Annotated in this window: 23 protein-coding genes and 1 pseudogene; 14 read left to right on the top strand and 10 right to left on the bottom strand. The window is 74.7% G+C overall.

Translation table 11 applies throughout. The annotated features are described in order from the left end of the window. The coding region (locus tag ABD323_RS28465; protein WP_344444851.1) for a sensor histidine kinase at positions 1-1,941 on the bottom strand (1,941 nt) is incomplete at its 3' end. Positions 1,942-2,540: 599 nt separating this feature from the next. On the opposite strand from ABD323_RS28465, the gene ABD323_RS28460 reads away from it, so the two are divergent. The 3 genes from ABD323_RS28460 (at position 2,541) to ABD323_RS28450 (ending at position 5,285) form a co-directional block, all read left to right on the top strand. Beyond that, positions 2,541-4,016 (top strand): MFS transporter, encoded by a 1,476-nt coding sequence (locus tag ABD323_RS28460; protein ID WP_344444850.1) that lies wholly within the window; start codon positions 2,541-2,543, stop codon positions 4,014-4,016. A 104-nt stretch (positions 4,017-4,120) separates the two neighbouring features. Next, positions 4,121-4,648, top strand: coding sequence for a DUF4760 domain-containing protein (locus tag ABD323_RS28455; RefSeq protein WP_344444849.1), 528 nt, complete (start codon positions 4,121-4,123; stop codon positions 4,646-4,648). A gap of 52 nt (positions 4,649-4,700) precedes the next feature. Further along, positions 4,701-5,285 carry a GNAT family N-acetyltransferase gene (locus ABD323_RS28450; protein WP_344444848.1) on the top strand — a complete coding sequence of 195 codons (585 nt, stop codon included), beginning with the start codon at positions 4,701-4,703 and terminating at the stop codon, positions 5,283-5,285. Positions 5,286-5,357: 72 nt separating this feature from the next. Here ABD323_RS28450 and ABD323_RS28445 read toward each other — a convergent pair whose 3' ends face one another. Together ABD323_RS28445 and ABD323_RS28440 are read right to left on the bottom strand one after the other, a co-directional pair. Further along, positions 5,358-6,299: an ArsR/SmtB family transcription factor gene (locus ABD323_RS28445; RefSeq protein WP_344444847.1), complete on the bottom strand. Its 942-nt coding sequence runs from the start codon at positions 6,297-6,299 to the stop codon at positions 5,358-5,360. A gap of 255 nt (positions 6,300-6,554) precedes the next feature. Beyond that, positions 6,555-7,181, bottom strand: coding sequence for a TetR/AcrR family transcriptional regulator (locus tag ABD323_RS28440; RefSeq protein WP_344444846.1), 627 nt, complete (start codon positions 7,179-7,181; stop codon positions 6,555-6,557). Between the two features lie 212 nt (positions 7,182-7,393). On the opposite strand from ABD323_RS28440, the gene ABD323_RS28435 reads away from it, so the two are divergent. Next, entirely contained in the window at positions 7,394-8,209 is an 816-nt protein-coding gene (locus ABD323_RS28435) for an SDR family NAD(P)-dependent oxidoreductase (RefSeq protein ID WP_344444845.1), read from the top strand. A gap of 159 nt (positions 8,210-8,368) precedes the next feature. Further along, entirely contained in the window at positions 8,369-8,842 is a 474-nt protein-coding gene (locus tag ABD323_RS28430; protein WP_344444844.1) for a hypothetical protein, read from the top strand. Between the two features lie 68 nt (positions 8,843-8,910). Here the strand turns inward: ABD323_RS28430 and ABD323_RS28425 are convergent, their stop codons facing one another. From ABD323_RS28425 to ABD323_RS28410, 4 genes are all read right to left on the bottom strand, one after another. After that, positions 8,911-10,839 (bottom strand): condensation domain-containing protein, encoded by a 1,929-nt coding sequence (locus ABD323_RS28425; protein WP_344444843.1) that lies wholly within the window; start codon positions 10,837-10,839, stop codon positions 8,911-8,913. Further along, positions 10,836-11,870, bottom strand: a complete 1,035-nt coding sequence (locus tag ABD323_RS28420) for a hypothetical protein (protein WP_344444842.1) — start codon at positions 11,868-11,870, stop codon at positions 10,836-10,838. The genes ABD323_RS28425 and ABD323_RS28420 overlap by 4 nt, the downstream gene beginning before the upstream one ends. 4 nt (positions 11,871-11,874) lie before the next feature. Next, positions 11,875-12,165 carry a phosphopantetheine-binding protein gene (locus ABD323_RS28415; protein WP_344444841.1) on the bottom strand — a complete coding sequence of 97 codons (291 nt, stop codon included), beginning with the start codon at positions 12,163-12,165 and terminating at the stop codon, positions 11,875-11,877. 90 nt (positions 12,166-12,255) lie between these two features. After that, positions 12,256-13,188, bottom strand: coding sequence for a 3-oxoacyl-[acyl-carrier-protein] synthase III C-terminal domain-containing protein (locus ABD323_RS28410; RefSeq protein WP_344444840.1), 933 nt, complete (start codon positions 13,186-13,188; stop codon positions 12,256-12,258). 72 nt (positions 13,189-13,260) lie between these two features. Between ABD323_RS28410 and ABD323_RS28405 the strand changes: the two genes are divergently transcribed. Together ABD323_RS28405 and ABD323_RS28400 are read left to right on the top strand one after the other, a co-directional pair. After that, a complete protein-coding gene (locus ABD323_RS28405) occupies positions 13,261-14,448 on the top strand; it encodes a glycosyltransferase (RefSeq protein WP_344444839.1) in 1,188 nt (395 codons plus the stop codon). Positions 14,449-14,736: 288 nt separating this feature from the next. Further along, a complete protein-coding gene (locus tag ABD323_RS28400; RefSeq protein ID WP_344444852.1) occupies positions 14,737-15,714 on the top strand; it encodes an ATP-binding cassette domain-containing protein in 978 nt (325 codons plus the stop codon). A gap of 156 nt (positions 15,715-15,870) precedes the next feature. Here ABD323_RS28400 and ABD323_RS28395 read toward each other — a convergent pair whose 3' ends face one another. The 3 genes from ABD323_RS28395 to ABD323_RS28385 are packed head-to-tail and all read right to left on the bottom strand — an operon-like array spanning position 15,871 to position 18,882. Further along, positions 15,871-16,914 (bottom strand): alpha/beta hydrolase, encoded by a 1,044-nt coding sequence (locus ABD323_RS28395; protein ID WP_344444838.1) that lies wholly within the window; start codon positions 16,912-16,914, stop codon positions 15,871-15,873. Further along, entirely contained in the window at positions 16,914-17,765 is an 852-nt protein-coding gene (locus tag ABD323_RS28390; protein WP_344444837.1) for a class I SAM-dependent methyltransferase, read from the bottom strand. Before ABD323_RS28390 ends, ABD323_RS28395 begins: the two co-directional genes overlap by 1 nt. 22 nt (positions 17,766-17,787) lie before the next feature. Further along, complete coding sequence (locus ABD323_RS28385) at positions 17,788-18,882, bottom strand: alpha-hydroxy acid oxidase (RefSeq protein ID WP_344444836.1); 1,095 nt, start codon at positions 18,880-18,882, stop codon at positions 17,788-17,790. Positions 18,883-19,103: 221 nt separating this feature from the next. Between ABD323_RS28385 and ABD323_RS28380 the strand changes: the two genes are divergently transcribed. The 7 genes and pseudogenes from ABD323_RS28380 to ABD323_RS28350 all read left to right on the top strand — a co-directional run. Beyond that, on the top strand, positions 19,104-20,447 hold the full coding sequence (locus ABD323_RS28380) for a class I adenylate-forming enzyme family protein (protein WP_344444835.1): 1,344 nt from the start codon (positions 19,104-19,106) through the stop codon (positions 20,445-20,447). Positions 20,448-20,615: 168 nt separating this feature from the next. Next, entirely contained in the window at positions 20,616-20,948 is a 333-nt protein-coding gene (locus ABD323_RS28375; protein ID WP_344444834.1) for an acyl carrier protein, read from the top strand. Next, positions 20,945-21,253 (top strand): acyl carrier protein, encoded by a 309-nt coding sequence (locus ABD323_RS28370; protein WP_344444833.1) that lies wholly within the window; start codon positions 20,945-20,947, stop codon positions 21,251-21,253. The genes ABD323_RS28375 and ABD323_RS28370 overlap by 4 nt, the downstream gene beginning before the upstream one ends. Further along, positions 21,250-21,450, top strand: a complete 201-nt coding sequence (locus ABD323_RS28365; RefSeq protein WP_344444831.1) for a hypothetical protein — start codon at positions 21,250-21,252, stop codon at positions 21,448-21,450. Before ABD323_RS28370 ends, ABD323_RS28365 begins: the two co-directional genes overlap by 4 nt. Beyond that, positions 21,447-21,989: a hypothetical protein gene (locus ABD323_RS28360; RefSeq protein ID WP_344444830.1), complete on the top strand. Its 543-nt coding sequence runs from the start codon at positions 21,447-21,449 to the stop codon at positions 21,987-21,989. The genes ABD323_RS28365 and ABD323_RS28360 overlap by 4 nt, the downstream gene beginning before the upstream one ends. 160 nt (positions 21,990-22,149) lie before the next feature. Continuing rightward, on the top strand, positions 22,150-23,769 hold the full coding sequence (locus tag ABD323_RS28355) for a class I adenylate-forming enzyme family protein (RefSeq protein ID WP_344444829.1): 1,620 nt from the start codon (positions 22,150-22,152) through the stop codon (positions 23,767-23,769). Then, positions 23,766-24,003 (top strand): annotated as a pseudogene (locus ABD323_RS28350) (hypothetical protein); the annotation flags it as partial. The gene ABD323_RS28355 and the pseudogene ABD323_RS28350, both read left to right, overlap by 4 nt.

Raw genomic sequence — 24,003 nt, 5'->3', positions numbered from 1 at the left:
GGGGGTGCCGGGGGTGGCCGGGGCCGGCGGGCCGGTCGGCGGCTCGGCCGCGGCCGTGGTGAAGACGGTGGCCGGCAGGGTGACCTCGGCGATCGTGCCGCCGTCCGGACGCGGGCGCAGTTCGACCCGCACGCCGTACCAGGAGGCGAGCTGCCCGACCACGGCCAGGCCCATCGCGCGGACCCCGATGACCTCCAGCGGCGGCGGCACGGCCAGCCGGGCGTTGACCGGCTCCCACTGGTCGGCCGGCAGCCCGAGCCCCTGGTCGCAGACCAGCACGGCGACCCGGTCGGCCAGCAGCCGGGCCTCCACGGTGACCCGGTTCCCGGGCGGCGAGAAGGCGGTCGCGTTGTCGAGCAGTTCGGCGAAGAGGTGCACCAGGTGGTCCACCGCCTTGGGGTCGATCAGCACGCCCGGGTCCAGCACCCCGAGATCCACCCGGGTGTAGCGCTCGATCTGCCCGATCGCCGCCCGCAGCACGTCCTCGACCGGCGCGTGGCGGCCCCGCACCCGGGCCGAGGCCTCGCCGCCCAGCACCAGCAGGCTGTGGTTGTTGCGGCCCATCCGGCTGGCCAGGTGGTCGAGGGCGAAGAGCCGCTCCAGCCGGGCCGGGTCCTGCTCCTGGGCCTCGGCGCTGTCCAGCGCCTTGATCAGCGCGCCGGTCAGCCGCTCGCCGCGGCGGGCCAGGCCGACCAGGACGGTGCCGAGCCGGTCGCGCAGCGCGGCCTGCTCGGCGGCGATCCGCACCGCCTCCCGGCTGACCGTGTTGAAGGCCGCGCCGACCTCGGCGATCTCGTCGCGGCCGCTGACCCGCACCGGGTCGCCCGCGGCGGCGGCGAACTCCTGCGGGGTCGCGGCGCCGAGCGCGCCGCGGGCGGTCAGCGCCTCGACGACGGCGGGCAGCCGTTCGTGCGCCACCGCGTGCGCGGCGTCGCGCAGCCGGCGCAGCTCGCGGATCATCGGACGTCCCATCCGCACCGCGAGCAGCACCACGGCGCCGACCGTGAGCAGCACCGCCAGGGCCTCGCCGAGCGTCAGCTTCCGCTGCCGGTCGCGGACCTCGGTGACGTCCGCGAGGATCGCGCTGTCGATCCGCTGTTCCACCTGCTGGATCCGGTCGACCCGCTGGTCCATCGCCGCGGTCCACACCGCCGGGTCGGGCAGCTGGTCACCGGGGCGGGAGCGGGCCACCGCGTCCTCCATCCGGCGGGCGTCGACCACGCCGTCGCCGGTGAGGTTCTGGTCCAGCCAGGCCTGCCAGGCCGGAGTGGCGGTGCGGTCGAAGTCCAGCACCGCCTCGGCGTAGCCGGCCCGGGTGGCGGCGATGGCGTCCTGCGCGGCGGGGGTCAGACCGCCGGCCGCGCGCGCCCGCAGCACCGCCAGCTCCTCCTGGCTGGCGTACTCCTCGGCGCGCGCGAGGGCCACCGCACTGTCGATCCGGTCCGAGACGCCGGCGCCGGCCTGCCCGGCCTCGGCGACGTCGCCGCGGTAGGCCAGCAGGTCGGCCACCAGGATCCGGTACTGGAAGGTGACCGCGGACAGCTCGGCGGTCGGTCCGGACTGCACCTGGCGCCGCAGCGCGGGCAGTTGGGCCAGCGCGTCGTCCACGGTGGAGAGCAGCTGGTCGGTGTCGCCGGACATCCGCCGGACCCGTCCGCGCAGGATCCGGAACTGCTGGGCGCTCGCGTCGGTGGCGCGGGTCTGCTCGAGGTAGGCGTTGGTGCGGTCCGCGCCGGCGGGGCCGGCGAGCAGGACGGCGGCGGGCTCGTTCTGCACCTGGTGGGTCAGCTGGCCGGCCTGCCCGCCGAGCGAGGCCAGGGCCCGCAGCCGGGCGGCGGCCAGCGCCTGGCCGGCGGCGGTGTGCAGCGCCAGCGCCGCGAAGGCGAGTACCGCGATCAGCGGGACGGTGGCGAGCAGGGTGAGCTTGCGGGTGATCCTCATCCGGCCAGGCCCTTCGACCGGTCCCCGCTGCGGGGACGGGGTGTGCGCGCGGCGCGCGGAGGCGCGAGGTGGAGCTGACGGTCAGTCATCACAGGGCCTTGGGTGCGGTCTTGCTCAGGATCAGGGAGCGGACGGGCGCGAGCGGCGAGCCGTCGGTGTGGCGCGGCGGCCGCGCACGGGACAGCGGGGGCCGGGGAGGGGAGGGAGGCCGGCTCGGGCGCTGTTCGGCGCGGCTGCGGGGTGCGGGCGGGCGGCCTCCGGAGGGCAGGTACCTGACATCGGGTCGTGCGCACGGGGAGGCGAAAGTCGAACGGATCTTCCCGGTGCGACGACAGGCGGAAGCGTAGCCTACTCATGAACGGTCAGTGTCCGGTCCTGGGAAAGGCGTTGGCCGCGACCCCGGTGACCGGCGGTGATGCGGCGGGGGCGGTTCCGTGTCCGGATGCCGGCTGGGTGCTGTCCGGATGCCGGCCAGGTGCCGGCCGGGTGCCGGGTCGGTCACAGTCCGCACGCGCGCCTTGCCGGTGTTCGCCGCCGCGCGCCAGGATCGGCCGACCGTCGCGGCGTCGCGGGGGCATCGGGGACCAACGGGGGAGCGGATGAGCAGCGAGCTGGGGAACACCCGCGCGGTCGGCGGGAGAAGTGGCGAAGTCGCCGACGCGCCGGTGGCGTTGGGCCACACCGGGGCGATCGTGGTGCTGGTCGCCGTGCCGTTGCTGCTCGGCTTCGATGTCGCCGGGGTGAACGTGGGCCTACCGGAGGTGCAACGGGACCTGCGGATGTCGAGCGGTGACCTCGACACCCTGTACAGCGCCTACCGGATCTGCTTCGGCGCGCTGCCGGTGCTGGCCGGCGCGCTGGGCCTGGCCTTCGGACGGCGGCTGGTGCTGCGGCTGGGACTGCTGGTCTTCGGCCTGGGGGCGGTGCTCGCCGCCACGGCCGGCAGCGCGCTCGTGCTGATCGGCGCCCGGGCCACCCAGGGAGCCGGCGCCGCGCTGGCCACCGCCGGCGGCCTGGCGCTGATCGACACCAGCTTCCGCCGCGGGCGCGAGCGCAACCGCGCGCTGGTCGCCTACTTCGCGGTGGCCGCCGGCGCGGCGGCGGTGGCGCTGTTCCTGAGCGCCAACCTGGTGGAGCTCGGCGACTGGAAGTGGCCGCTCTACGCCGACGCCCTGGTGGCCGGGGCCCTGCTGCTGGGCACCGGCGCGCTGGCCGAGTCCACCGGCCGATCGAGGGCGGGGCTGGGCCGGGCGGTGCTGTACGCGACGGGCCTGGTCCTGCTCACCCGGGCCTCGGCGCTGCTCTCCCAGGTGCACTGGCAGCCGGCCGTGGTGATCGCGGTCACCGCCGCGCTGAGTACCGTGCCGATGCTCGCGGCCCGGCTCGGCGCCGCCGCCTGGGCCCCGCCCCCACTGGCCCGCCTCTTCCACGAGCGGGCCCGGCTCGGCGCGTACTGCGTGGTGGCGCTGCTGGCGGCCGGCTTCTTCGGACTGGCCTTTCCGCTCACCATCCGGCTGCAACTGGTGGACGGCCTGAGCCCGATCGCCACCGCCCGCGCCCTGCTGCCGGTCGCCCTGACGGTGCTGCTCTCCGCGCTGCTGCTGCCGGCGCTGGCACGGCGGCTGGGCCTGCGGGCGGTGGCGGCCGGCGCGGCCGCGCTCTGCGCGCTGGGCCTGGCCCGGCTGGCGACCGTCGGCGCCGGCGCCTCCTACGCCACCGACCTGCTGCCCGCGCTGCTGCTGGTGGCCTTCGGCGCCGGCGTCGTCGCGCTGCCGGTGGCCTTCGCCGACGGCGGCAGCGGCGCGCGGCCGACCGGCCTCAACTCCTCCCGGCAGCTGGGCCAGGCGATCGGCGTCACGATGGCGAGCGGGCTGTTCGTCTACGCCCAGACCCACGCGGCGGTGCGGCCCCCCTCGGGCGGCGCGCTGAGCGCGCAGGCGATGGTGGTGGCCCGGGTGGCGGCCGCGCTGCGGCCGGTCCAGCTGGACTTCTGGCTGGTCGCGGCCCTCGCGGCGGCCGCCGCCCTGATCGCCCTGTGCACCCTGCCGGGCCCGACGGCCCCGGTGACCGAGTGAGGTGACGGCGGGCGGGCGACCGGCTACGGGTGGGTACTCTTGACGGCCCATCAGGCAGATGATCAGACTGGACGATCCGTCCCGTCCGAGTGCGGAGCCCGCCCATGCTGATCAACGTGGTGTCCCTGATCGTCTCCATCATGGCATTGGCGGTATCCGGCCTCCTGGCCCTGCGCCAGTTGCGATCGGCACAGAGCGCCAACATCCTTGCGATGATCCTCAGTGGCTTCAGTGAGAGCCGGGACCCGGCGTACGCGGAGGCCATCGAGTACGTGCTGTACCGCCTCCGCGACGACTACCCCCAACCCATGTCCTACCTGGCCTTCGCCGAGCCGCACAAGGCGCATGTGCGCCGGGTCGCGCTGTTCTTCGACGATCTCGGCAAGCTGGTCGCACACGGTGTCGTCGACGAGAAGCTCATCATCGGTGCCTACGGTCGTAGCCTCCTGCGGGCGTGGACCGTCCTCGCGCCGTTCGTCTATCTGGAGCGCAGCGAGCACCAGCGCACACCCATGCGCTACTTCGAGGACCTGGCCCACCGCGTGGACCGCACCTCGCCGGACACGGTCTACGCGAACCTCCGGCTGGGACAACTGCCCCCGCCCTCCGCCGGCGCCACTGGTGGGGCGTAGCGGTGCGTCTGCGCCCTTGACGCGTGCGGTCGTCGTCGGACGATCATGGTCCATGACCCGCGCCCTGTCGACGCCACCCGTCATCGCCGCCGGCCTCCTGGCCGGCTCCCCGCAACCCGTGCTGCCGGCCGGCGGGAACCTGCTGCTCCGACCGTGGGAGCCGGCCGACGCCCCGGCGTTCCTCGCCGCCTACCAGGACGAGGAGACCCGCCGCTGGCACACCCGCCGCCCCTCCACCGAGACCCAGGTCCGGGAATGGTTCGCCACCTACCGCCAGGACTGGCAACGGGAGAAGGGCGGCCACTGGGCCGTCACCCGCGACGGCGACCAGGTGCTCGGCCGGATCGCGCTGAGCGGCCTGAACTTCGACGACGGCGTCGCCGGCGCCGGCTACTGGGTCCTTCCCGCCGCCCGCGGCGCCGGTGTCGCCACCCGCGCCCTGTCGGCGCTCAGTGCCTGGGCCCTGGACGAGATCGGCTTCCACCGTCTGCAGGTGGACCACTCGACGCGCAACCACGCTTCCTGCCGGGTGGCCACCAAGTCCGGGTACCGCCTGGAGGGCACCAAACGCAGCGCCGCCGTGCACGACGACGGCCGGCACGACATGCACCTGCACGCCCGCATCCGCGGCGAGTGAATCCCCGTTCGGCGGCACGGGACGTCGGACCGGCCGACGTCCCGGGGCGAGGGCGGGATCCGCAAGAACGCTCTAACCGTCCGGGGGCGAGCTGTGGGCGAGGTCCAGGCCCAGGCGGGTGGGGTGGTGGTGGACCGTCTGGCCGTTGCGGGTGGTGGTGAGCAGACCGGCGTCGCGCAGGACGGAGGCGTGCCGTGATGCGGCCGCGGGGGAGACGCCCAGGGTCGCCGCGAGCCGGCCGGTGGTCATCGCCGGTGTTCTGACCACGGCGACCAGCGCCGCCGCCCTGGTCGCGCCCAGCAGGCACTGCAGGGCTCGGGGCGGCACGTGGAGTTCGGGGTCCCGGGTGAGGGGGGTCGCGGCTGCGGGGTAACTCACGATCACCTCGTCGACGAGCGGGTTGAAGGTGATCCGGGTGGCCAGTGCCGAGGGCTGGAAGATCAAGGGCCGTCCCTCCAGGGAGTCCAGGGAGTCGACGAGCGTGTTCAGGCGCAGGTGACGACCGTCCCAGCCGACGGATGGATGGATCGAGCGGAGCAGGCCGTCGGGGCCGCCGAGGGTGGCGTGGGTCAGCGCTTCGGCGGCGGCGGTGGCGACCTGTGAGGTGATGCGTCGTCGGTAGGGGTCCAGGGCGGTGGTCCGCAGGCTGGTGAGGATCCGGTCCAGGGCGTCGGCCGCTCGTGTGTGGCCCTCGGCCAGTCCCCGCGTGAAGGGTGTCAGGGCGCTGGATCGGGCCAGGTCCCGCAGGTGGGCGACCGCGGGTGGGGACGCGGGGTCGATCGGTGCCGGTGCGGGACGGGCGGCCTCGTCGAAGAAGGCCGGCAGGTAGCGGTCCGTGTAGAGGTCGAACAGCCTGCTGTGCTGCGGGTGCCAGCCGCGGGCCACCTCGTGGCGCCACGCGGAGAGCCGGCGGTCTGCCGCGCCGGAGGCCAAGTGCCGGCCACCCAGGGCGAGTTCGTATCCGAAATCGGGTACGTCGGCGACCCGTAGCCGCTCGAGGTCGTCGGTGGTCATGCGGATTCGTATCAACGAGGCATCCCAGCAAGGTCCGTGGCCGTTCGGCCCTGGAGCTTTTGCATGCTCGCGAAAAAGCCTAGCCGCCAGGTTGCCGGGAGTCGATAGTCGATCGCGGGCGGGGGTCGTCCCGCGCGGCGCCGGATGTGCACGGGGGAAGGCGCCGATGAGCGGTGACGGCCCCCGTTGCCGGTCCCGCGGCGGCTCCGAGGCGGATCGACGCGCCCCGCCCGCGTGGCTGACGGGGTGTGAGCCTCAGCTCGCGCGCCGGGAGCGGGGGGCGGCGCCGTACAGGAGGGTGTCGACGATCCGGGCGGCGAGGGTGTCGGGGTCGTCGGCGGCGTCGGCAGGCGTGGGCGGCAGCCCGGGCGCGTTGTGGCCGGCGGCGCCGTGGGCGGCTTCGCCGAGCAGGGCGTAGTAGACCCGGCGGACCCAGTCCAGGTCGGCGTCCGGGTCGATCAGGCCCTCGTCGCGGGCCCGCACCAGGAGCGAGGTGCAGCGTTCGCCGATCGCCTGCCAGGTGGCGGCGGCCGGGCTGTCGTCGTCGGGGTGCTGACCGAGTGCGAAGCTCCAGGCGTTCTTGAGCCGCAGCACGTTGGCGGTGGCCCGGTGCAGCACGACCAGTGGCGGCGCGGTCTCGGGGTTGCTGTCCTCGATGGCCCGGGCGAGCTGCTCGACGGCTGAGGCGGCCAGTGCGTCGAGCAGCGCCTGCCGGCTGGCGAAGCGGCGGTGCACGGTGGTGCGTGCGAGCCCCGAGGCCTCGGCGATCTGCTCCATCGAGGCGGCCGGATCCCGGGCGAGGACCCGTTCGGCCGCCTCCAGGATCGCGCGGACGCTGCGTTCGGCGTCCGCCCGCAGGGGTCGTTCGGCGGTCCCGCTCATCGCGTCTCCTCGATCCTGCGCGGCTCCGCGGTCCGTGCTACCGCGCCGTTCTGCTGCCGCTCCTGCTTCGCTGCCCTCCGCACGATACAGCGGCGATGCGGCTCGCCCAGGAACTGCGTCATGCATGTTGCAGTTATCTCGATAACTGCTACTGTCATGTTCTAGTTGATGACCGAATCGGCGGGTCAGGCGCGCAGTAAGGGGAGACAGCCATGAACAGCACCGCTCTCGTCACGGGGGCCTCGTCGGGCCTCGGGGTGGAGTTCGCCCGCCAGCTGGCGGCGCGCGGCCACGACCTGGTCCTGGTCGCCCGCTCGCGCGACCGACTGGAGGCGCTGGCCGAGCGGCTGCGGGCCGAACACAGTGTGGCCGCGCACGTGCTGGTGCAGGACCTCGCCGAGCCGGAGGCCGCCGGGCGGATCGGGCGGTGGCTGGCGGAGCAGCGGCTGGACGTGGACCTGCTGGTCAACAACGCCGGCTTCGGCACCTGCGGACGGTTCGAGGAGAACGACGCCGACCGCGACCGCGAACAGCTGATGGTCAACGTCGTCGCCCCCGTCGACCTGGCCCACCAGGTGCTGCCCGGCATGCTGGCCCGTGGCGGCGGCGCGGTGGTCAACGTGGCCTCGACGGCCGCCTTCCAGCCCGCGCCGTACTTCTCGGTCTACGGCGCGTCCAAGACCTTCGTGCTCGGGTTCAGCCTGGCGCTGCGCCAGGAGTACCGGCGCCGGGGCGTGCGGGTGATGGCGGTCTGCCCGGGGCCGGTGGAGACCGGCTTCTTCGAGGTCATCGGCACCCGGCGGGCGGCGGTCACCGGGCGGATGGCCGACCCCGCGGTGGTGGTGCGGACCGTGCTGCGCGCGCTGGACCGTGACCGGGCCTACGTCACCCCTGGCCTGAGCAACCTGGCCGGGGCGCACCTGGCGCCGCGCCGCCCGCGGGCGCTGGTGGCGGCGATCGCCGAGCGGGTGACCCGCACGGTGCTCAAGGCCGACCGGCCGGTGGCGGCGGGGCGGGTGGCCGCCTGAGGGTGGCCGCCTGAGGGTGCCATGGATCCCAACTCACCTTTCTGGCAAGGAAGATGGGTGGGACCACTGTCGCCGAATCGCTGGCCCGGCAGGCCGCGCGGTGGAACGATGGACCCTGCCGCGCTGCCCGGCGGCGGCAGGTCCGCGGGAGGGGATGTCATGCCGAGACGCACACGGTTCGCGGTGGTCGTACTGGTGGTGACGCTGGGGCTGACCGGTGTCTCCTGTTCGGTCCCCGGCGATCCCGGCAACGGCTCGGTGCCCCAGGGGCCGCCGCCGAGTGCGGGCCAGAGCGTCGTCAAGCCGAAGGTGAAGCCGGATCCGCCGGTGTCGAGCCCGGTGACTCCCACGAAGCCGCGGGTGGCCAAGGGGCCGGTGGCCGTGACCGCGTGCCAGACGGCCCGCAACGGGTTGGCCTGCCGGATCACCGGGTCGGGCTTCCTGCCGGACGAGCTGCTCATCCTGGAGTACGACAGTGATGTGCACCAGTCGACCACCATCCAGGCCGAGGACGACGGCCGGTTCGTCCACGACCTGAAGGTCCTCGACTCGTCGCTGCCGACGATCCGGGTGACGGTCACCGGCAAGGAGTCGCGGCTCTCCGCGTCGACGTCCTACCGGATCGTCGCCTGAGGGTGCCGGGATCCCCCGCCGGTGGTGCCCTGCGGTGCGAGGCCAGCCGAGCGGGTCGGCAGAGCGGGTCAGCCGAGCAGGGCCTGCCAGTCGGTGGTGTCGGCGGACCGGCCGGAGCCCTCGCTGACGGTCTGCCCGCCGTCCTGGATCAGGTAGTGGTGCGGCGCCATCGCGGTGTCGTGGCCGGGGAGGGCGGCGAGCACGGCGGCGTGCGCCTGTCCGGCGGTGAGCGGGCGGCCGCCGGTGGCGATCCAGGCCACCAGCCGCTGGTCGACCAGGGTGATCTCGCACGCGCGGTCCAGGGCCCGCGCCACCAGTGCCTGCACGGCGGGCAGTTCGATCCAGCAGCCGTCGACCAGGCGCCAGCCGGGCCGGTCCCGGCGCCCGGGGGTGAGCCCGGTGAGCTGCTCCAGGTCGGCCAGCGGCACCGGACCCTCGGCGGCCAGCGCGATCAGTCGCAGCAGGGCGCGGGCGAAGCGTTCGGTGTCGGCGGCGGGCAGCAACTGCGGGTCGGCGTGCAGGGTCAGGTCCAGGCAGCCGATCACCCGCCAGATGTTCAGCATGATCCGGGTCGGGTTGTTCTCGGCCGGCAGCCAGCTCAACTCCGGGTCGCCCAGCGGGAGTCGGACGGCCTCCAGGGCGGCGGAGGGGACGGTGGCGCTGAGGTCGTTGACCACCATGTGCCGGGCGTAGCGCACGCCGCGCAGGTGCGCGGTGTCGTCGATGATGCGCCAGACCTGCTCGGCGTCGAAGGTGCTGTGCCAGTAACCGGCCAGTGCGGCGGCCTGGGTGCGTCGGATCAGGTCGTCCAGGTCCGCCGAGTCCGCGTCCAGCGCCACCAGGGCGTCCTGGGCCAGCGTGCCGATGTGGGGAGCCAGCGCCTGGCGGTGCCGGTTGGCGCTGAGCGCGGCGATGACCAGCGCGTGCTGGCCGCTGATGTGGGCGACCAGCGCGGCGTAGCAGGCGAGCAGCAGGGTGGAGGGGCCGGCCCCGGTGCGCTGCGAGGCGCGGGCCAGGTCGGCCGCCGCGCCGGTGGACCGCACGATCAGCGTGGGCAGTTGGGCGTCCGAGCGGGTGACGCGGTCGTCGGCGAAGATCGCCAGTGGGCGGGTCCGCAGGATGCGCTCCCAGTGCCGCAGCGAGGCGCTCGCCTTGCGGCGGCCGGTCTTCGAGCCCTCGGCGGCCGCGATCTCCAGCGGGGTGGGCCCCGCCGGCGGGGGCAGCTCCCGGCCGGCCGCGAGCGCCAGCCACTCGTCGAAGAGCAGGGCGGTGGCGGTGCCGTCCAGGTGGGCGTGGCAGATCACCACCACCAGGCGCACCGGCTGCCCCGCGACCGTGAGCAGGGTCAGCCGCAGCGGGAAGTCGGTGGCCAGGTCGAAGGCACGGTAGCGGCCCCGCCTACCCAACTCCTGTCCGAGGGCGTCGAGATCGGGATCCGTGCGGTCGAGGGAGCCCGGGTTCGGGGCGGCCGGGTCCTCGGCCGGGTCCTCGCAGGGCAGGTCCTCGGCGGTCGGGTCGGCCAGGGTGCTGTCCAGCGGGTCGGCGCCGAGGGGGAGGCGGAGCAGCGCGTCCAGGGCGGTGTGGTCCTCGCCCGGCCCGGCCGGGACCACGGCGACGGCGAACTCGCCCTGCGCGCGCTCCTCCTGGCGTTCGAAGTGGTCGCCGGGGAAGACCGTCCGCAGGGCGGCGTGCCGCTCGGCGAGGGTGCGCAGCGCGGCGAGCGCGGCGCGCAGGTCGGTGCCGTCCGGGACCGGCCACAGGGCCTGCTTGGTCATGTGCGCCGGCTCGTCGTGCAACACGCAACGGATCATGTTGTCCTGGCCCAGCGTCAGCGGCCCGGAGCCCGAACCGGCGGCCCGGTAGCGGACGGTGAAGCGCTGGACGAGTCCGCCGGACGGGCGGGGCGGCCCGGAGGCGTCGCCCGCATCGGGTACCTCGGGTGGCTCGGGCGCGTCGAAGGGGTCGGTGGTCGGGGCAGGGGTGGCGTCGTGGTTCATTGATCCATCACCAGGTACGGGTCGGCGGGTGCGCGGGAGTCGGGTGACCGATGGACATCCCGCACGAACGGCCATGCGGTTTTCAGGGCGGCATCCTGCGGGCACGGGGCCAGCGCCCAGGAGGCGAGGCTCAGATAGCGCAGCGGGGCGTCGTAGTCGGCCAGCAGCACCGACCGGCGCTGCCGCTGCCAGCGCGGCAGTCCGCGGGCCAGCTTGGCCCAGAGCCCGGTGTAGGGACTGCCCGCGCGGGTGCGGTGCACCTCGGCGAACGGCGGCGCCGGGACGCCGGCCAGGCCCGGTCCGAGCAGCAGCACCGGCCCGGTCGGCCCGGTCGGCCCGGCCGGCTCGGCCGGCTCGGCGAGCTCGGCCAGTTCGGTGGTGAGCAACCCCGCCACCCGCTCGGGCGGCACGTCCGGGTGGTCCCGGAACCTGGCCTCTGGCTCGGGCGGGGCCGTCGCACCGGGGTCGTCCCTCGTTCCCGCCTCGCAGAGCAGCCCGACCACCGCGTGCCGGTCCGGCCAGGGAGCCGTCGGCGGGCGCGGGTAGTACAGCTCGGCCTGCTCGGCCACCAGCACCAGCGCCCGCCGGCAGTCACCCGAGCGCAGGTACTCGCCCGCGATCCGCAGCGCGCTGAAAGTGCCGGCCGCGCCCTGGTCGCCGAGCGCGAAGGCCAGCGGCTGCCCCGGGCAGACGCTGCTCAGGTAGACCGAGGCCGCCCGGCCCGGCTGCACGTCGGGTGCGGCGAAGACCTGGATCAGCAGGTCGACCGGCTCGTGCGGCGCGACCAGCCGCCGGATCAGCGCCTCGCCCAACTCCGCGTAGGCGTGCCCGCGTCCGGCGCGCAGTGCCTCCTCGTCCAGGTCCAGCCCGTAGGGGCGGACCAGGTCGGAGAGGAAGACCCGCAGGTCCGGATCGAGCGCGGCCGGCGAGTGGCCGTCGGGCTCCAGTCCCAGCGCCCGCGCCAGCCGCAGCGGGGCTCCACCGGTGGGACCGTGGCGCCACCGCGCGGAGCCGGGGCCGGCGACGTGCACGGCCTCAGTCCTCGGTGACCGTGTGGCCGGCCACGAAGTCGGCGAGCGAGGCGACCGAGCGCAGGTCCTCCTGGTCGATCTCCTCCACGTCGATCTGGAGGTCGAGGTTCTCCTCCAGCTCCAGGATCAGCTCCAGGGTGCTGGCGGAGGTCAGGCCGAGGTCGTCGAAGAGGCAGGCGTTCTCGGCCGGCACCGGGACCTCGCGCTTGAGCACCCGGGGGAGCAGCTGGCCGATGCCGATCAGCACGCGGGCGCGCAGCTCGGCGTCGATGGAATGGATGGCAGGGTCCGTCACGGTCCGTCCCAGGAAAGAGGATTGGAAGCCGGCGGCGAGGAGGCGGCCGGCCGGCCGGGGAGGCGGGGGGTCGGGCAGAGTGCCGGCAGGTCAGTGTTCGAGGACCATCGCCGAGAAGGTGGCACCGAGGCCGGAGGCCGCGATCAGGTACCGGTCGCCCGACCGGAGCAGACCGCCGCTGAGGGCGGTGTGCAGATTGATGAACGCGTCCGCGGCGAAACTGTGCCCCACGGAACGCACATTGTCCAGTACCACCTTCTCCAGCGGGAAGCCGGTGGCCCTGCAGAGCCGCTGCCAGGAGATCCGGTTGACGTTGTGCGGCAGGACCAGGACCAGCGACTCCCAGCTCTCGCCGGCCCGCTCCAGCGCCGCCGTCATGACCTCGACCATCGCCTGCGGGTAGGCCCGCTGGTAACGGGCGGTCAGTTCCTGGTCCTCGGCGAGACGGCCGTCGAACTCGCCGAGCTGCTTGCTGGCGTAGGAGAGCACCCGGTCGGGTCCGTCGCCGGCCCGCACCAGGCAGGCGGCCGCGCCCTCCGCGAAGACGGCCGCCTCCGGCACCAGTTGGGCGTCGCGGGTGAAGGTCTTCTCGCCGGCCACCACCAGCGCGAGCGCGTCGGGGTCCGGATCGGCGGCGAGCAGCCGGCCGGCCAGGTCGACGGCCTGCAGCGAGGCCGCGCAGGCGTGGTGGGTGACGGTGAACGCACGTGCGTGCCGCAGACCGAAGCGGTCCAGCAGCTCGTGCAGGGGATTGGCGGGGTAGGGCACGCCGACGGGCATGCTGCGGGCGTGCAGCACGTACCGGACGTCGTGCTCGCGGCCGGAGAGCTCGGCGAGGTTGGCCACGGCCGGGACCAGGAGGTCGAGCAGGCTGCCCGCCGGGTCCAGGCGCACCTGGTCGAGGCCGTTGAAACGGCGCAGGAGTGTGATCTGACGAGGGCTCAACCCGAGGCGTTCACCGACGTGTTCGACCGGCACGGACTCGGGGGGAAGATGGACGGCGACTGCCGCCAGTGCGGTCACCCGGGCTAGTATTCCCCCGCCCCGCGGACAGCACAAGCACCCGCCGGCCCCGCCCGCCTCCCGGAGGCCCCCGTGACATCCGTCCCTGACGGCGCGCGCTCCCTGCGCTGCCTGATCGTGGTCCCGCCGCTGGCCGGCCACGTCCATCCGACCCTCGCCCTGGCCGCCGAGCTGCGCGCCCGCGGTCACCAAGTCGCCTGGGTCGGCCCCGAACCGACGCTGCGTCCGATGCTCGGCCCCGACGCGCTGGTGCACCCCACCGGCATCCGGCTCTTCCGCGAGCAGGGCGGTGGCGGCGAGGCCGCGATCCGCTCGCTCTGGCAGGGCTTCGTGGTGCCCTACGCCCGGTTCACCATCAAGGCGCTGGACTCGGCGGTCCGCTCCTGGCGGCCGGATCTGGTGCTGGTCGACCAGCACGCCCCGGCCGGTGCGCTGGTGGCGCACCGGCACGGCGTGACCTGGGCGAGCCTGGCCCCCTCCGCGCTGGAGATCGGCCGCCCGCTGCGCGAAACCCCCGACCTGGAGGCCTCGCTGGAGGAACTGCTGCGGGCGCTGTGGCGCCAGGCGGGCCTTCCGGTCGCCGAGTACACCGACCCGCGGTTCTCGCCGGACCTGCTGCTGGCCTTCACCAGCCGCGCGCTCACCGGCGAGCAGCCCTTCCCCGCGCACTACGCGCTGGTGGGGCCGCTGCTGGCCGCGCGCCCGACGCCGCCGGCCTTCCCCTGGGAGCGGCTCGACCCGGACCGGCGTCCGGTGCTGGTCACCCTGGGCACGCTGGCCGCGGACGTGGCGGGCGACTTCCACGCCAGGGCGGCCGAGGCGCTGCGCCCGCTGGCGGACCGGGTGCAGGGCGTGGTGGTGGCGACCCCCGAGGTGCTCGCCGCGCTGCCCGACCACGTGCTCGGGGTGCCCCGGGTCCCGATGCTGGAGCTGCTGGAGCGGGCCGGGCTCGGCGCGGTGCTCTGCCACGCGGGGATGAACACGCTCTGCGAGGCGCTCGCGCACGGCGTGCCGCTGGTGCTGGCGCCGATCCGGCACGACCAGCCGATCGCCGCCCGGCAGGTGGTCGCGGCGGGGGCCGGGCGCCAGGTCGACTTCGCCACCGCCGGCCCCGGTGAGCTGCGCGAGGCGATCACCGCGGTGCTGGAGGAGCCCGGCTACCGGGTGGCGGCCGAGCGGGTCCGGCAGGCGTTCGTGGCGGACGGCGGCGCCCGTGCGGCGGCCGACCGGATCGAGCGGCTGACCGTGGCGCGGCGCTGACGACGGTTTGTGGCCGAGCGGGCCGAGCGGGCCGAGCGGGTGACCGGGCGGAGCGGGTGGTGCGGGTGACCGGGCGTCACCCGCACGGCGGTTCATGGTCCAGACCATTGTTTCCGGGCCGGTCGACCCCCTAGGGTGGCCCGAAGTACCGCATCGCGGGCCGAGCGGCCGAGCGGCCGCGCCGGCCACGGCCGTGCGCGCCCGGGGCCTGTCCGACAGTCCCGGCGTGCCCGCCCGATGCCTCCTCCTCCCACCGACCCGATTTCGAACGGGAGTCCCGGTTTGATCGTGACCAAGGGGCTGCGCAAGTCCTACCAGTCCCGGCAGGGCCGCCAGAGCACCACGGTGGACGCGGTCCGCGGCCTCGACCTGAACGTCGAGGAGGGCGAGATCTTCGGCCTCCTGGGACCCAACGGCGCCGGCAAGACCACCACGATGCGCATGCTGGCCACCCTGATCCGCCCCGACGGCGGCGACGCCACCGTCGTCGGCGCCGACCTGCGCACCGAGCCGGGGGAGGTCCGGCGCCGGATCGGCTACGTCTCGCAGGGCGGCGGCACCACCGACGGCGCCACCGGTCGCGAGGAACTGGTCATGCAGGCCCGGATGTACGGGGTCGGCAAGGCCCAGGCGCGCGAGCTGGCCGAGGCCGCGCTCGGCGCCTTCGACCTGACCGGGTTCGCCGACCGGACCTGCCAGACCTACTCCGGCGGCCAGCGCCGGCGCGTCGACCTCGCCCTCGGGGTGATCCACCGCCCCAAGGTGCTCTTCCTGGACGAGCCGACGGTGGGCCTGGACCCGCAGAGCCGCAGCCAGGTCTGGGCGGAGGTGCGCCGGCTGCGCGAGCGCGGCATGACCGTCGTCCTCACCACCCACTACCTGGACGAGGCGGACGCGCTCTGCGACCGGATCGCCATCGTCGACCACGGCGAACTCGTCGCCGAGGGAACGCCGGAGGACCTCAAGCGGGAGATCTCCGGGGACGTGCTGACCATCGACTTCGCCACCCCCGACGGCCCCGGCGAGGGAGCGGGGGCCGCCGAACGGGCCGCCCCCGCCCTGACCGGGCTGCCGTTCCTGCGACGGCTGGAGCCGGACGAGCGCGGCGGGTTGCGGCTCTACGTGGACGACGGTGCCGCCGCGATCCCGCAGGTGCTGCGCGAACTCGCCGCGGTCGGTGTCCAACCGGCGCAGGTGCGGCTGCAACGGCCGAGCCTGGACGACGTGTTCCTGGCCCGCACGGGCCGTTCGCTGGACGGGGCCTGACGCCGCTCACCGCCCCTGTGCGGTGGCGGAGTCGACGCCCGCCCCGTCCGCCGGCGGCAGTTGGCGCCGACAACCCGCAACAGCCGTGCTGTTGAACGGGGAGGGGCCGGGTCCCGCGCCAGGTGCGCGGGACCCCTTCGGCGTGCCGGCGGCCGGTCAGCGCCCCGCCGCGTCGCCCGCCGCGCCAGGAACGTCGCCGGAGCCGTCCCCGGAGCCGTCCCCCGCGCCGTCCCCGGCGAAGGCCGCGCGCAGCGCGGCGGCGGCGTACCGCTGGGCCGCCCGGCCGTCGTCCAGCACGCCCGCCATCGCGAAGAAGCCGTGCGCCATGCCCTCGTAGCGCCGCGCCGCGACCGGCACGCCGGCCTCCCGCAGCCGCTCGGCGTACGCCTCGCCCTCCTCGCGCAGCGGGTCGAACTCGGCGGTGATCACGGTGGCCGCAGGCAGCCCGCTGAGGTCCTCGGCGCGCAGCGGTGAGGCCAGCGGGTGGCTGCCGTGCTCCTCGTCGGCCAGGTAGTGCCGCCAGTACCACTGCACGGAGTGCTGGTTGAAGAGCAGCGGGTCCTCGTCGGCGGTCGCCCGCGCGCCCTCGGGGCGGTAGTCGGTGTTGGGGTAGACCAGCAGCTGGTGGCGGAGCGCGGGGCCGCCGCGCCCGCGACAGAGCAGGGTGGTGGCCGCGGCCAGGTTGCCGCCCGCACTGTCGCCGCCGATCGCCACCCGGGCGGGGTCCAGCCCCAGTTCCGCGGCGTGTTCGGCGAGCCAGCCGACAGCCGCGTAGCAGTCCTCCAGAGCGGCCGGGAAGGGGTGTTCGGGCGCCAGCCGGTAGCCGACCGCCAGAGTGGCGCAGCCGGCCGCGTTGGTCAGCGCGCGGCAGATCGCGTCGCCGGTGTCCAGACAGCCCAGCGTCCAGCCACCGCCGAAGAGGTAGACCAGGACGGGAGCGGCCGGACCCCGCTCCGGCTGCGGGCCTGCCTGCGGGCCGGCGGGCACGGTGGGCCGGTAGAGCCGCAGCGGCAGCGGCCCACCAGGGCCCGGGATCTCGAACGTGCGGACGTCGGCGACCGGTTCCGGCTCGCCGCCGGCGGCGCGCAGGTCGGCCAGGTCGGCCGCGCGGGCCTGCTCCAGCGAGAGGGTGTAGAGCGGCGGGGTGCCGGCCGCCGCGCGGCGCTCGCGCAGCGCCCGCAGTTGGGGGTGAAGCGGCATCAGACCTCCCGGCCGGTGACGGAGTTGTCCCCGGCGGGGAAATCGAATGACTGGCCGTCAGTTTCTCCCGGCGGGGTGTTGACCGCCTCCAGGTAGATCGTCTCGTCGCTGCGGAACACCGTGTCGAGGTCCGCGATATCGGCCCGGGCGCCCTGCTGGAATGCCCGGCGCTCGATGGATTCGGCGGCGAATCCGGCCCGGCCCAGCACGTGGCGCAGTTCGGCTTCGTCGTAGATCCAGCGGTGGCCGTAGTGGTAGAAGATCTGGTTCAGCATGAACGCCTTGCGTTCCGGCATCGGCGGTCCGACCCGCATCATCCGCAGCCGGCGGCGGTGCCGCTTGAAGAAGGAGTCCCGCTCGTCGAGGTAGCCCTCCAGATAGCGGGCCAGGTCAGGGGTGGTGAGCCGGAGCAGTCCGCCGGGGCGCAGGATCCGCCGGACCTCGGTCAGCCAGCCGACGGCGACGGGCAGCGCGATGTGCTCGATCAGGTGCTCGGCGTACACCCAGTCGACGCTCCGGTCCGCGAAAGGCAGCGGCCGGGATATGTCGAGGCGGGTGTAGAGGCTCTGGTCGTCTATGCGGTAGAGCGGTCCGAATTCCGTTTCGGTGGTCTCGTTGTGCACGCCGACCAGGTCGGTTCCTATTCCGTTCGGATGGCGGGTGGTGAATGCGGCGAATTCAATGCCGGTGACACCGATGGCGGACAGTTCGTCCGCCGTTCGCGGCAGCCGCTCGGCGACCGTCTCGATACGGGTGCAGCGGGCGATGGTGCCGGTGAATTCCTCCATTCGAGCCGAGAGGCCCTCGGGATCCTCCCAGTTCCAGCCCGGGAACGACGGCTCAGCTGCCACGGTGGCGTCTCCTTCGATCGGATCACGGTCCGCCGCGCGGCCAGGGGGCCAGCGCGGTGGGGTCGAGGTGGGCGAGGGTGGGGCGGCCGGCCAGCACCATGGCCTCGGTCAGCTCGGTGCGCAGCAGGTCCAGGACGGTGCCGACACCGGCCGCGCCGGCGTGCGCCAGGCCCCAGAGCACCGGCCGGCCGACCAGCACGGCCCGCGCGCCGAGCGCGAGCGCGGTGAGGACGTCGGTGCCGCGGCGCACGCCGCCGTCCAGCAGCACCGGAAAGCCGTCGGGCACCGCGGCGACCACCTCGGGCAGCGCGGCCAGGGCGGGGATCGCGCCGTCCAGCTGGCGCCCGCCGTGGTTGGAGACCACCAGCGCGTCCACGCCGTGCGCCACGGCCAGCGCCGCGTCCTCGGCGGTGAGCACGCCCTTGAGGACCAGCGGCAGCGCGCTGCGCTCGCGCAGCCAGGCCAGGTCGGCCCAGCCGATGGTGGCGTCGAACTGCTCGCGCGAGTGTGCCTCGATGCCCGAGCCGCCGGCGGTTCGGCGGTGGGCGGTGGCGGTCAGCGCGGGGTCGAGATTGACCGCGTTCACGTCAGACGGGAGCGCGAAGGAATTGCGGATGTCGCGCAGGCGCCGGGCGACTTTTGGCGCGTCCACGGTCAATACGAGGGCGCGGTATCCGGCCCGTTCGGCCCGTTCGGCCAGTTCCGCCAGGAATTCGCGCCGGCGCAGCCAGTACAGCTGGAGCCAGAGCGGGCCGGTGGCCGCGGCGGCGATCTCCTCCAGCGTGCGGCCGGCGAAGATGCTCACCACGAAGAGTGCGCCGGCCGCGCCGGCCGCTCGGGCGGTTGCCGACTCGCCTTCCGGATGCGCGAGTTGGTGGTAGGCCATCGGTGCCACGCCGATCGGTGCGGCGAGCTCGTCGCCGAGCAGGTGAACCGTGGTGTCGCAGCGCGAGACGTCCACCAGAACCCGTGGTCGCAGCACGTGCCGCCGGTACTGCGCGGCCGCCGCGGCCAGCGTCCACTCGCCGCCCGCGCCGCCCTGGATGAAGTCCCAGATATCGGCCGGCAGGCGGGCGCGGGCGAGACCTTCCAGTTCGTCCAGATTCAGCGGTTCCACCGCCAGCGGCTCCCTTCCGGCCGGCCGAGCGGCCGGTCCCGGCGGCAGCGTAGGTGGTCTCGACCTATTGGTATAGACCTTGACCCGGTGAAATTCCTGTGCCAGGGTCGGTGACCACGGGGAATTGCTCCACTAGAAGTCAACCGATTGCCAGCAGTGACTGCCAGTTTCGTGGAGTGGCGTTGACCGGTAATCCCGTTCCAGAAACCCTGCATTCCGCAGTGCCGGAAGGCTGGGTCGACTACTACCTGCTCTCCGGCGACCCGGCCGCTCCCGCTCTGCACTTCGGAGCGCCGGTGGACCGCGGGACCCTGCGCTCCTCGGTGGGGGACCGGCAGCGGCAGCTCGCCGCGGCCGGCCTGCTACCCGGCGGCACCGTCGCACTGCGGATGCCGCCCTCGCTCGACTACGTCGTCACGCTGCTCGCGGCCTGGCGCTCCGGTGCCCAGGTGAGCCTCCTGGACCACCGGTTGGCGCCGGCCGAGATCGAGCGGGCGGTGCGGCGGCTCGCTCCGCAACTGCTGGTCGAGACCGACCACGCCGCCGTGCCGGTGATCCGACCGCAGCCCGGCGGGCTGCCGGCCGCCACCGACCACGTCCTGATCCAGCTGAGCTCGGGCTCGACCGGACCGTCCAAGGTGATCGCCCGCACCTCGGACGACCTGGTCCGCGAACTCGGCTGCTACCAGGCGCTGGCCGACTTCCCGGCGACCGGTGAGCGGGTGGTGCTGCTCGCCTCGATGGTCCATGTCCTGGGCCTGGTCGGCGGGTTGCTGCACGGCCTGCACGCCGGGATCGAACTGGTGGTGCCACAGCGGGCCACCCCGCACGGCATCCTGGCCGCGGTCGCCGCCCGTGCGGCACCCACCACCCTGCTCGGAGTGCCGTTCCACGCCGAACTGCTGGCCCGACTGGCCGATCCGCCACCGGTCCCGAACCTGGTGCGGATGGTGGTGGCCGGCGAGCTGGTCCGCCCCGGGGTGCCCGACGCGTTCACCACCCGGTTCGGCGTGCCGCTCGGCACGATGTACGGGATGACCGAACGCGGCGTCATCGCCACCGATCTCACCGGCCGGCTGCACCCGGCCCTGGAACCGGTGGCGGGCACCGAAATCCTGGTGCGCGACGGTGAGTTGCACCTGCGTCAGGACGCCTCGCCCTACCTGGGCGACAGCGACCCGGCGCGCTGGTCCCAGGGCCTGCTGCACACCCGCGACGCGGGGACGCTGGAGGAGCGGACCGGACGGGTCACGGTGCTGGGGCGCCGTGACTCGCAGATCTCGATCGGCGGGCTGAAGGTCGACCTCACCGAGGTCGAGCAGGCCCTGGCGGACCTGCCCGGCATCAGTGAGGCGGTGGTGGTCTTCGCCGACGGTGCGATCGAGGCCTACGCGGCGGCCGCGGACGGCAGCACCGGTGAACAGCTGCGCGAGCGGCTGGCCGCGGAGATGGCCGGCTACAAGCTGCCGCGCCGGATCGGCCTGCTGACCGCGCTGCCGCGCACCGCCACCGGCAAGGTGCTGCGCGACCCCGCCCGACTGCGGGCGGCGGCCGCCGGCGGCTGACACCGGTCGCGCCACGGTGTGCTCACCGCAGTCGAGTTGACCCGCGCCGGGCGGGACCCCACCCGGCCGCCTTCCCCCGCTGTGCCGCGCGACCCTCGCCGCACCGGCCCCCGCCGGTCGCGGGTTCGCGCTGTCCACGGCGCGTCACGACCCCATGAGGAGAAGAACATGCAGGACCGGATCCGTGGCTTCGTGCTGGCCGCGCTCACCGAGATGAACTACGACGTCTCCGAGGTCACGGGGGACACCGACCTCGGTCCGGCGGGGCTGGACCTGGAGTCGCTCGCGCTGGCCGACCTCGCGGTCCAGGTCGAGGAGGAGTTCGGGGTGCGCTTCGACCTGGACGACATGGAGAGCACCGCCCTGATGACCATCGACGAGTTCACCGCCGAGGTGGCCGGCCGCCTGAGCGCCGCCGGGGCCCCCGCCGGCGCCGCCGGCGCGGGGGAGGCGGTGGCCGTGGCGAGCGGATCGGCCGGCGTCGCCGGCGGCGCGGCATGACCGCTCAGCCGCCGGTGACCCGGCAGGAAGTCCTGGAGATGCTGGCCGCCTACGGGGACCGCGCGCCCCAGGCGGTGGACGAGCTGGTCGGCTCGCTGGAGCTGACCTGGCTGATCTCCGAGGCCGAGCAGCGCTACGGGCGCGAGATCCGGCTCTCCGACGAGCGGCTGGACGCCGTGCGCACGGTGGACGACGTCGTGCGGGTGCTGGGCGAGGTGCTCGGAGAGTCGGACTCGCAGGCTGATTATCCGTCAGAAGCGTTGCGGGAGAGCAGCGGTAGCGGCGCAGGGGCCGCGCGGCCATGACGGGATCGCTCAGGTCCGCCGAGCCGGCGCTGCTCACCGGCCTGGGCGTGCGGTCGGCCGCCCGGCTCGTGCCGGTGCCGGTCAGCTCGACCAAGGCCGTGCACGGCGCGCCGCGACCGCTGCGGTCCCGCTACGCGCTGAGCGTCAACTGCGCCTTCGGCGGCGCCAACACGGCCCTGCTGGTCGGTGCGCCATGAGTGGCCCGGCCCTGCAGGTGCTGGCCCGGGCCCGCTGGCCCGAGCCGGAGGACGGTGAACTCCCGCGGATCGCCGGCTTCGTGGTCTCCAGCTTCAACCCGCTGGTCGTCGAGTGCGCCGAGCGCTGCCTGCGCGCCTGGTACGGGGAGCCGCCGGTGGCCGGCAGCCCACGGGTGGCGGTGCTGCTGGTGAGCGCGAGCGGGGACCTCGGGACCGCGCGGGCGATCGAGGAGGCGGTGGCCGCGGGGCGCCGGGTGCCGCCGCTGCTCTTCTTCCAGTCCAACCCGAACGCCGTGCTCGGCCACGTCGCCGCCCGCTGGGGGTTGACCGGGCCGGTGCTGGCGCTGGGCGCGGTGCTGGGCCCACCGCTGGGACCGGTGCTGGAGCCGGTGCCCGGCTCGTCGCCGGCGGGGCTGGCCGAGGCGGCGCTGCTGCTGGCCGACGGTGACGCCGACCTGGTGCTGCTGATCACCGCCGAGCAGGCCGAGCAGCCCGGCGAGCGGGACCGCGCCGGCGCGCTGCTGCCCGGCCCGGCCTGAGCCGGCCGCGCACCCACGCGTACTCCGCACCCACGCGCAGCACGCCTCACACATCACGCGTCACGACCACCGGGCCGCCGCCGTCGGGGGGCCAGCCGCCCGTCGGTCACCCCTGTCCGCCGTCGCCTGTCCACCGTCGTCCTCGAAGGAGCCGGGAAGCATGAGTATCCGCAGTATCCGAGCGCAGCTGGCCGGCGATCCGTCGGTGGGCGCGGGCAACGTCCTCACCGCGCGGATGCGGCTGGGCCTGGGCCTGGACGAGCCGCTGCTCACCTTCGACACCGCCGTGGACGCGCACCCCGCCTGGCAGCCGCTGACGCTGCGCCAGCTGGACCACGCGGTGCGGGTGCGGGCCGCCGCGCTGCACGAGCGCGGGATCCGGCCGCGCGACCCGGTGGTCGTCTACGCCTCGGCGGCCGCCGACCACGTGCTGGGCTTCCTCGCCCTGGCCCGGCTCGGCGCGATCCCGGCGCTGGTCAACCCGCTGCTGGCCGGCGAGCGCGCGGCCCGCTACATCGCCCGGCTCGGCGCGGCCGGCGTGCTGGTCGACCCCGAGCACCGCACGGCGCTGGCCGACCACCCCACCGGCACCCCGCGGATCGGCCGGGTCGCCGAGCTGGCCGACGGCGACCCGAACCGGGCGCCGGACCCCTACCCGCACTGGTCGGGCGACCCGGTGGCGATCACCCACTCCTCGGGCACCACCGGCCTGCCCAAGGCGGTCGTCCACTCGCACGACAGCCTGTACGCCGCGATCCGCTACCGGCTGGCCCTGCCGCGCCCGCAGGGCTCCGAGCGGATGCTCAGCGCACTGCCCGCCCCGCACGCCGCCACCCTGATCGCGCTCAACCTCGCGCTCAGCTCCGGCGCCGAGATCCTGCTGCTGTCGCGCCAGGACGGCCCGCAGGTCCTGGACGCGGTGGAACGCTGGCGCCCGCGCGGGGTGTTCGGCTTCGCCGCCACCTGGGCCGAGCTCGCCCGGATCGACCTGACGCAACGTCAACTCGACTCGGTGGCACTGTGGTGGAACACCGGCGACTGCGCGCACGAGGCGCACATCCGCCGGCTGGTGGCGCGGGGTTCGCGCGAGCGGGCGACCCGGGCCGGCCGGGTCCGCGAGCCGGGTTCGGTCTTCGTCGACGGCCTGGGCTCCACCGAGATGGGCCACTCGCACTTCTTCATCAGCCACACCCCCGACTCCACCCGCTACGGGCGCTGCGTGGGCCGCCCGCACGCCTTCGTCGACTGCGCGGTGCTCGGCCCGGACGGCACCGAGCTGGGCCCGGGCGAGGTCGGGGAGCTGGGGACCAGGTCACCGACGCTGGCGCTGGGGTACTGGAACGACTCGGTGACCACCCACCGCACCCGGGTGCGCGGGTACTTCCTCACCGGGGACCTGGTGCACCGCGACGAGGAGGGCTACTACTACCACGTCGACCGGGCGGTGGACTCGGTGGAGCTGGGCGAGGGCCGGCGGCTCTACACGGCGATGTCCGAGGAGCGGGTGCTGGCCGCCTGTCCCGACGTCGCGGACTGCACGGTGGTGGCCTTCCGGGACGGCGAGCGGGTGGTGGCCGACGTGCTGCTGCAACTGGCCGCCGGGGCCGACCCGGACCGCGAGCGGACCGCTCAGGTGCGGGCCGCGCTCGAGCCGGCCGTCGCCGCGGTGGTGCGCGAGGTGCTGGTGGTGGAGGGCGGCTCGCTGCCGCTGGGCCCGACCGGCAAGGTCCGCAAGGTGCTGCTGCGCGAGAAGCACCTGGCCGAGGCCGGTGTCCGATGAGCGCGCGGTTCGTGGCGCCGGCCGCGGTGGTCACCGGCATCGGCCTGCTGACCCCGGTGGGCCGCGGCGTCGCGCCGGTGCTGGCCGAACTGCTGGCCGGCACCTCGGGCGTGGTGCGCCCGCCGCAGGGCCATCCGGCCGAGGGCTGGCTGAGTCAGGCGGGCATCGCGCCGCCGGTGGACGGCCGCGAGGTGCTGGCGCCCACCGAGATCCGGTGCGTGGACCGCTTCGTGC

It is taken from the genome of Kitasatospora nipponensis (assembly GCF_039528135.1).
Classification (GTDB): domain Bacteria; phylum Actinomycetota; class Actinomycetes; order Streptomycetales; family Streptomycetaceae; genus Kitasatospora; species Kitasatospora nipponensis.
Note: the sequence above shows the minus strand (reverse complement) of the source record. Positions and strands in the feature narration are given on the sequence as shown.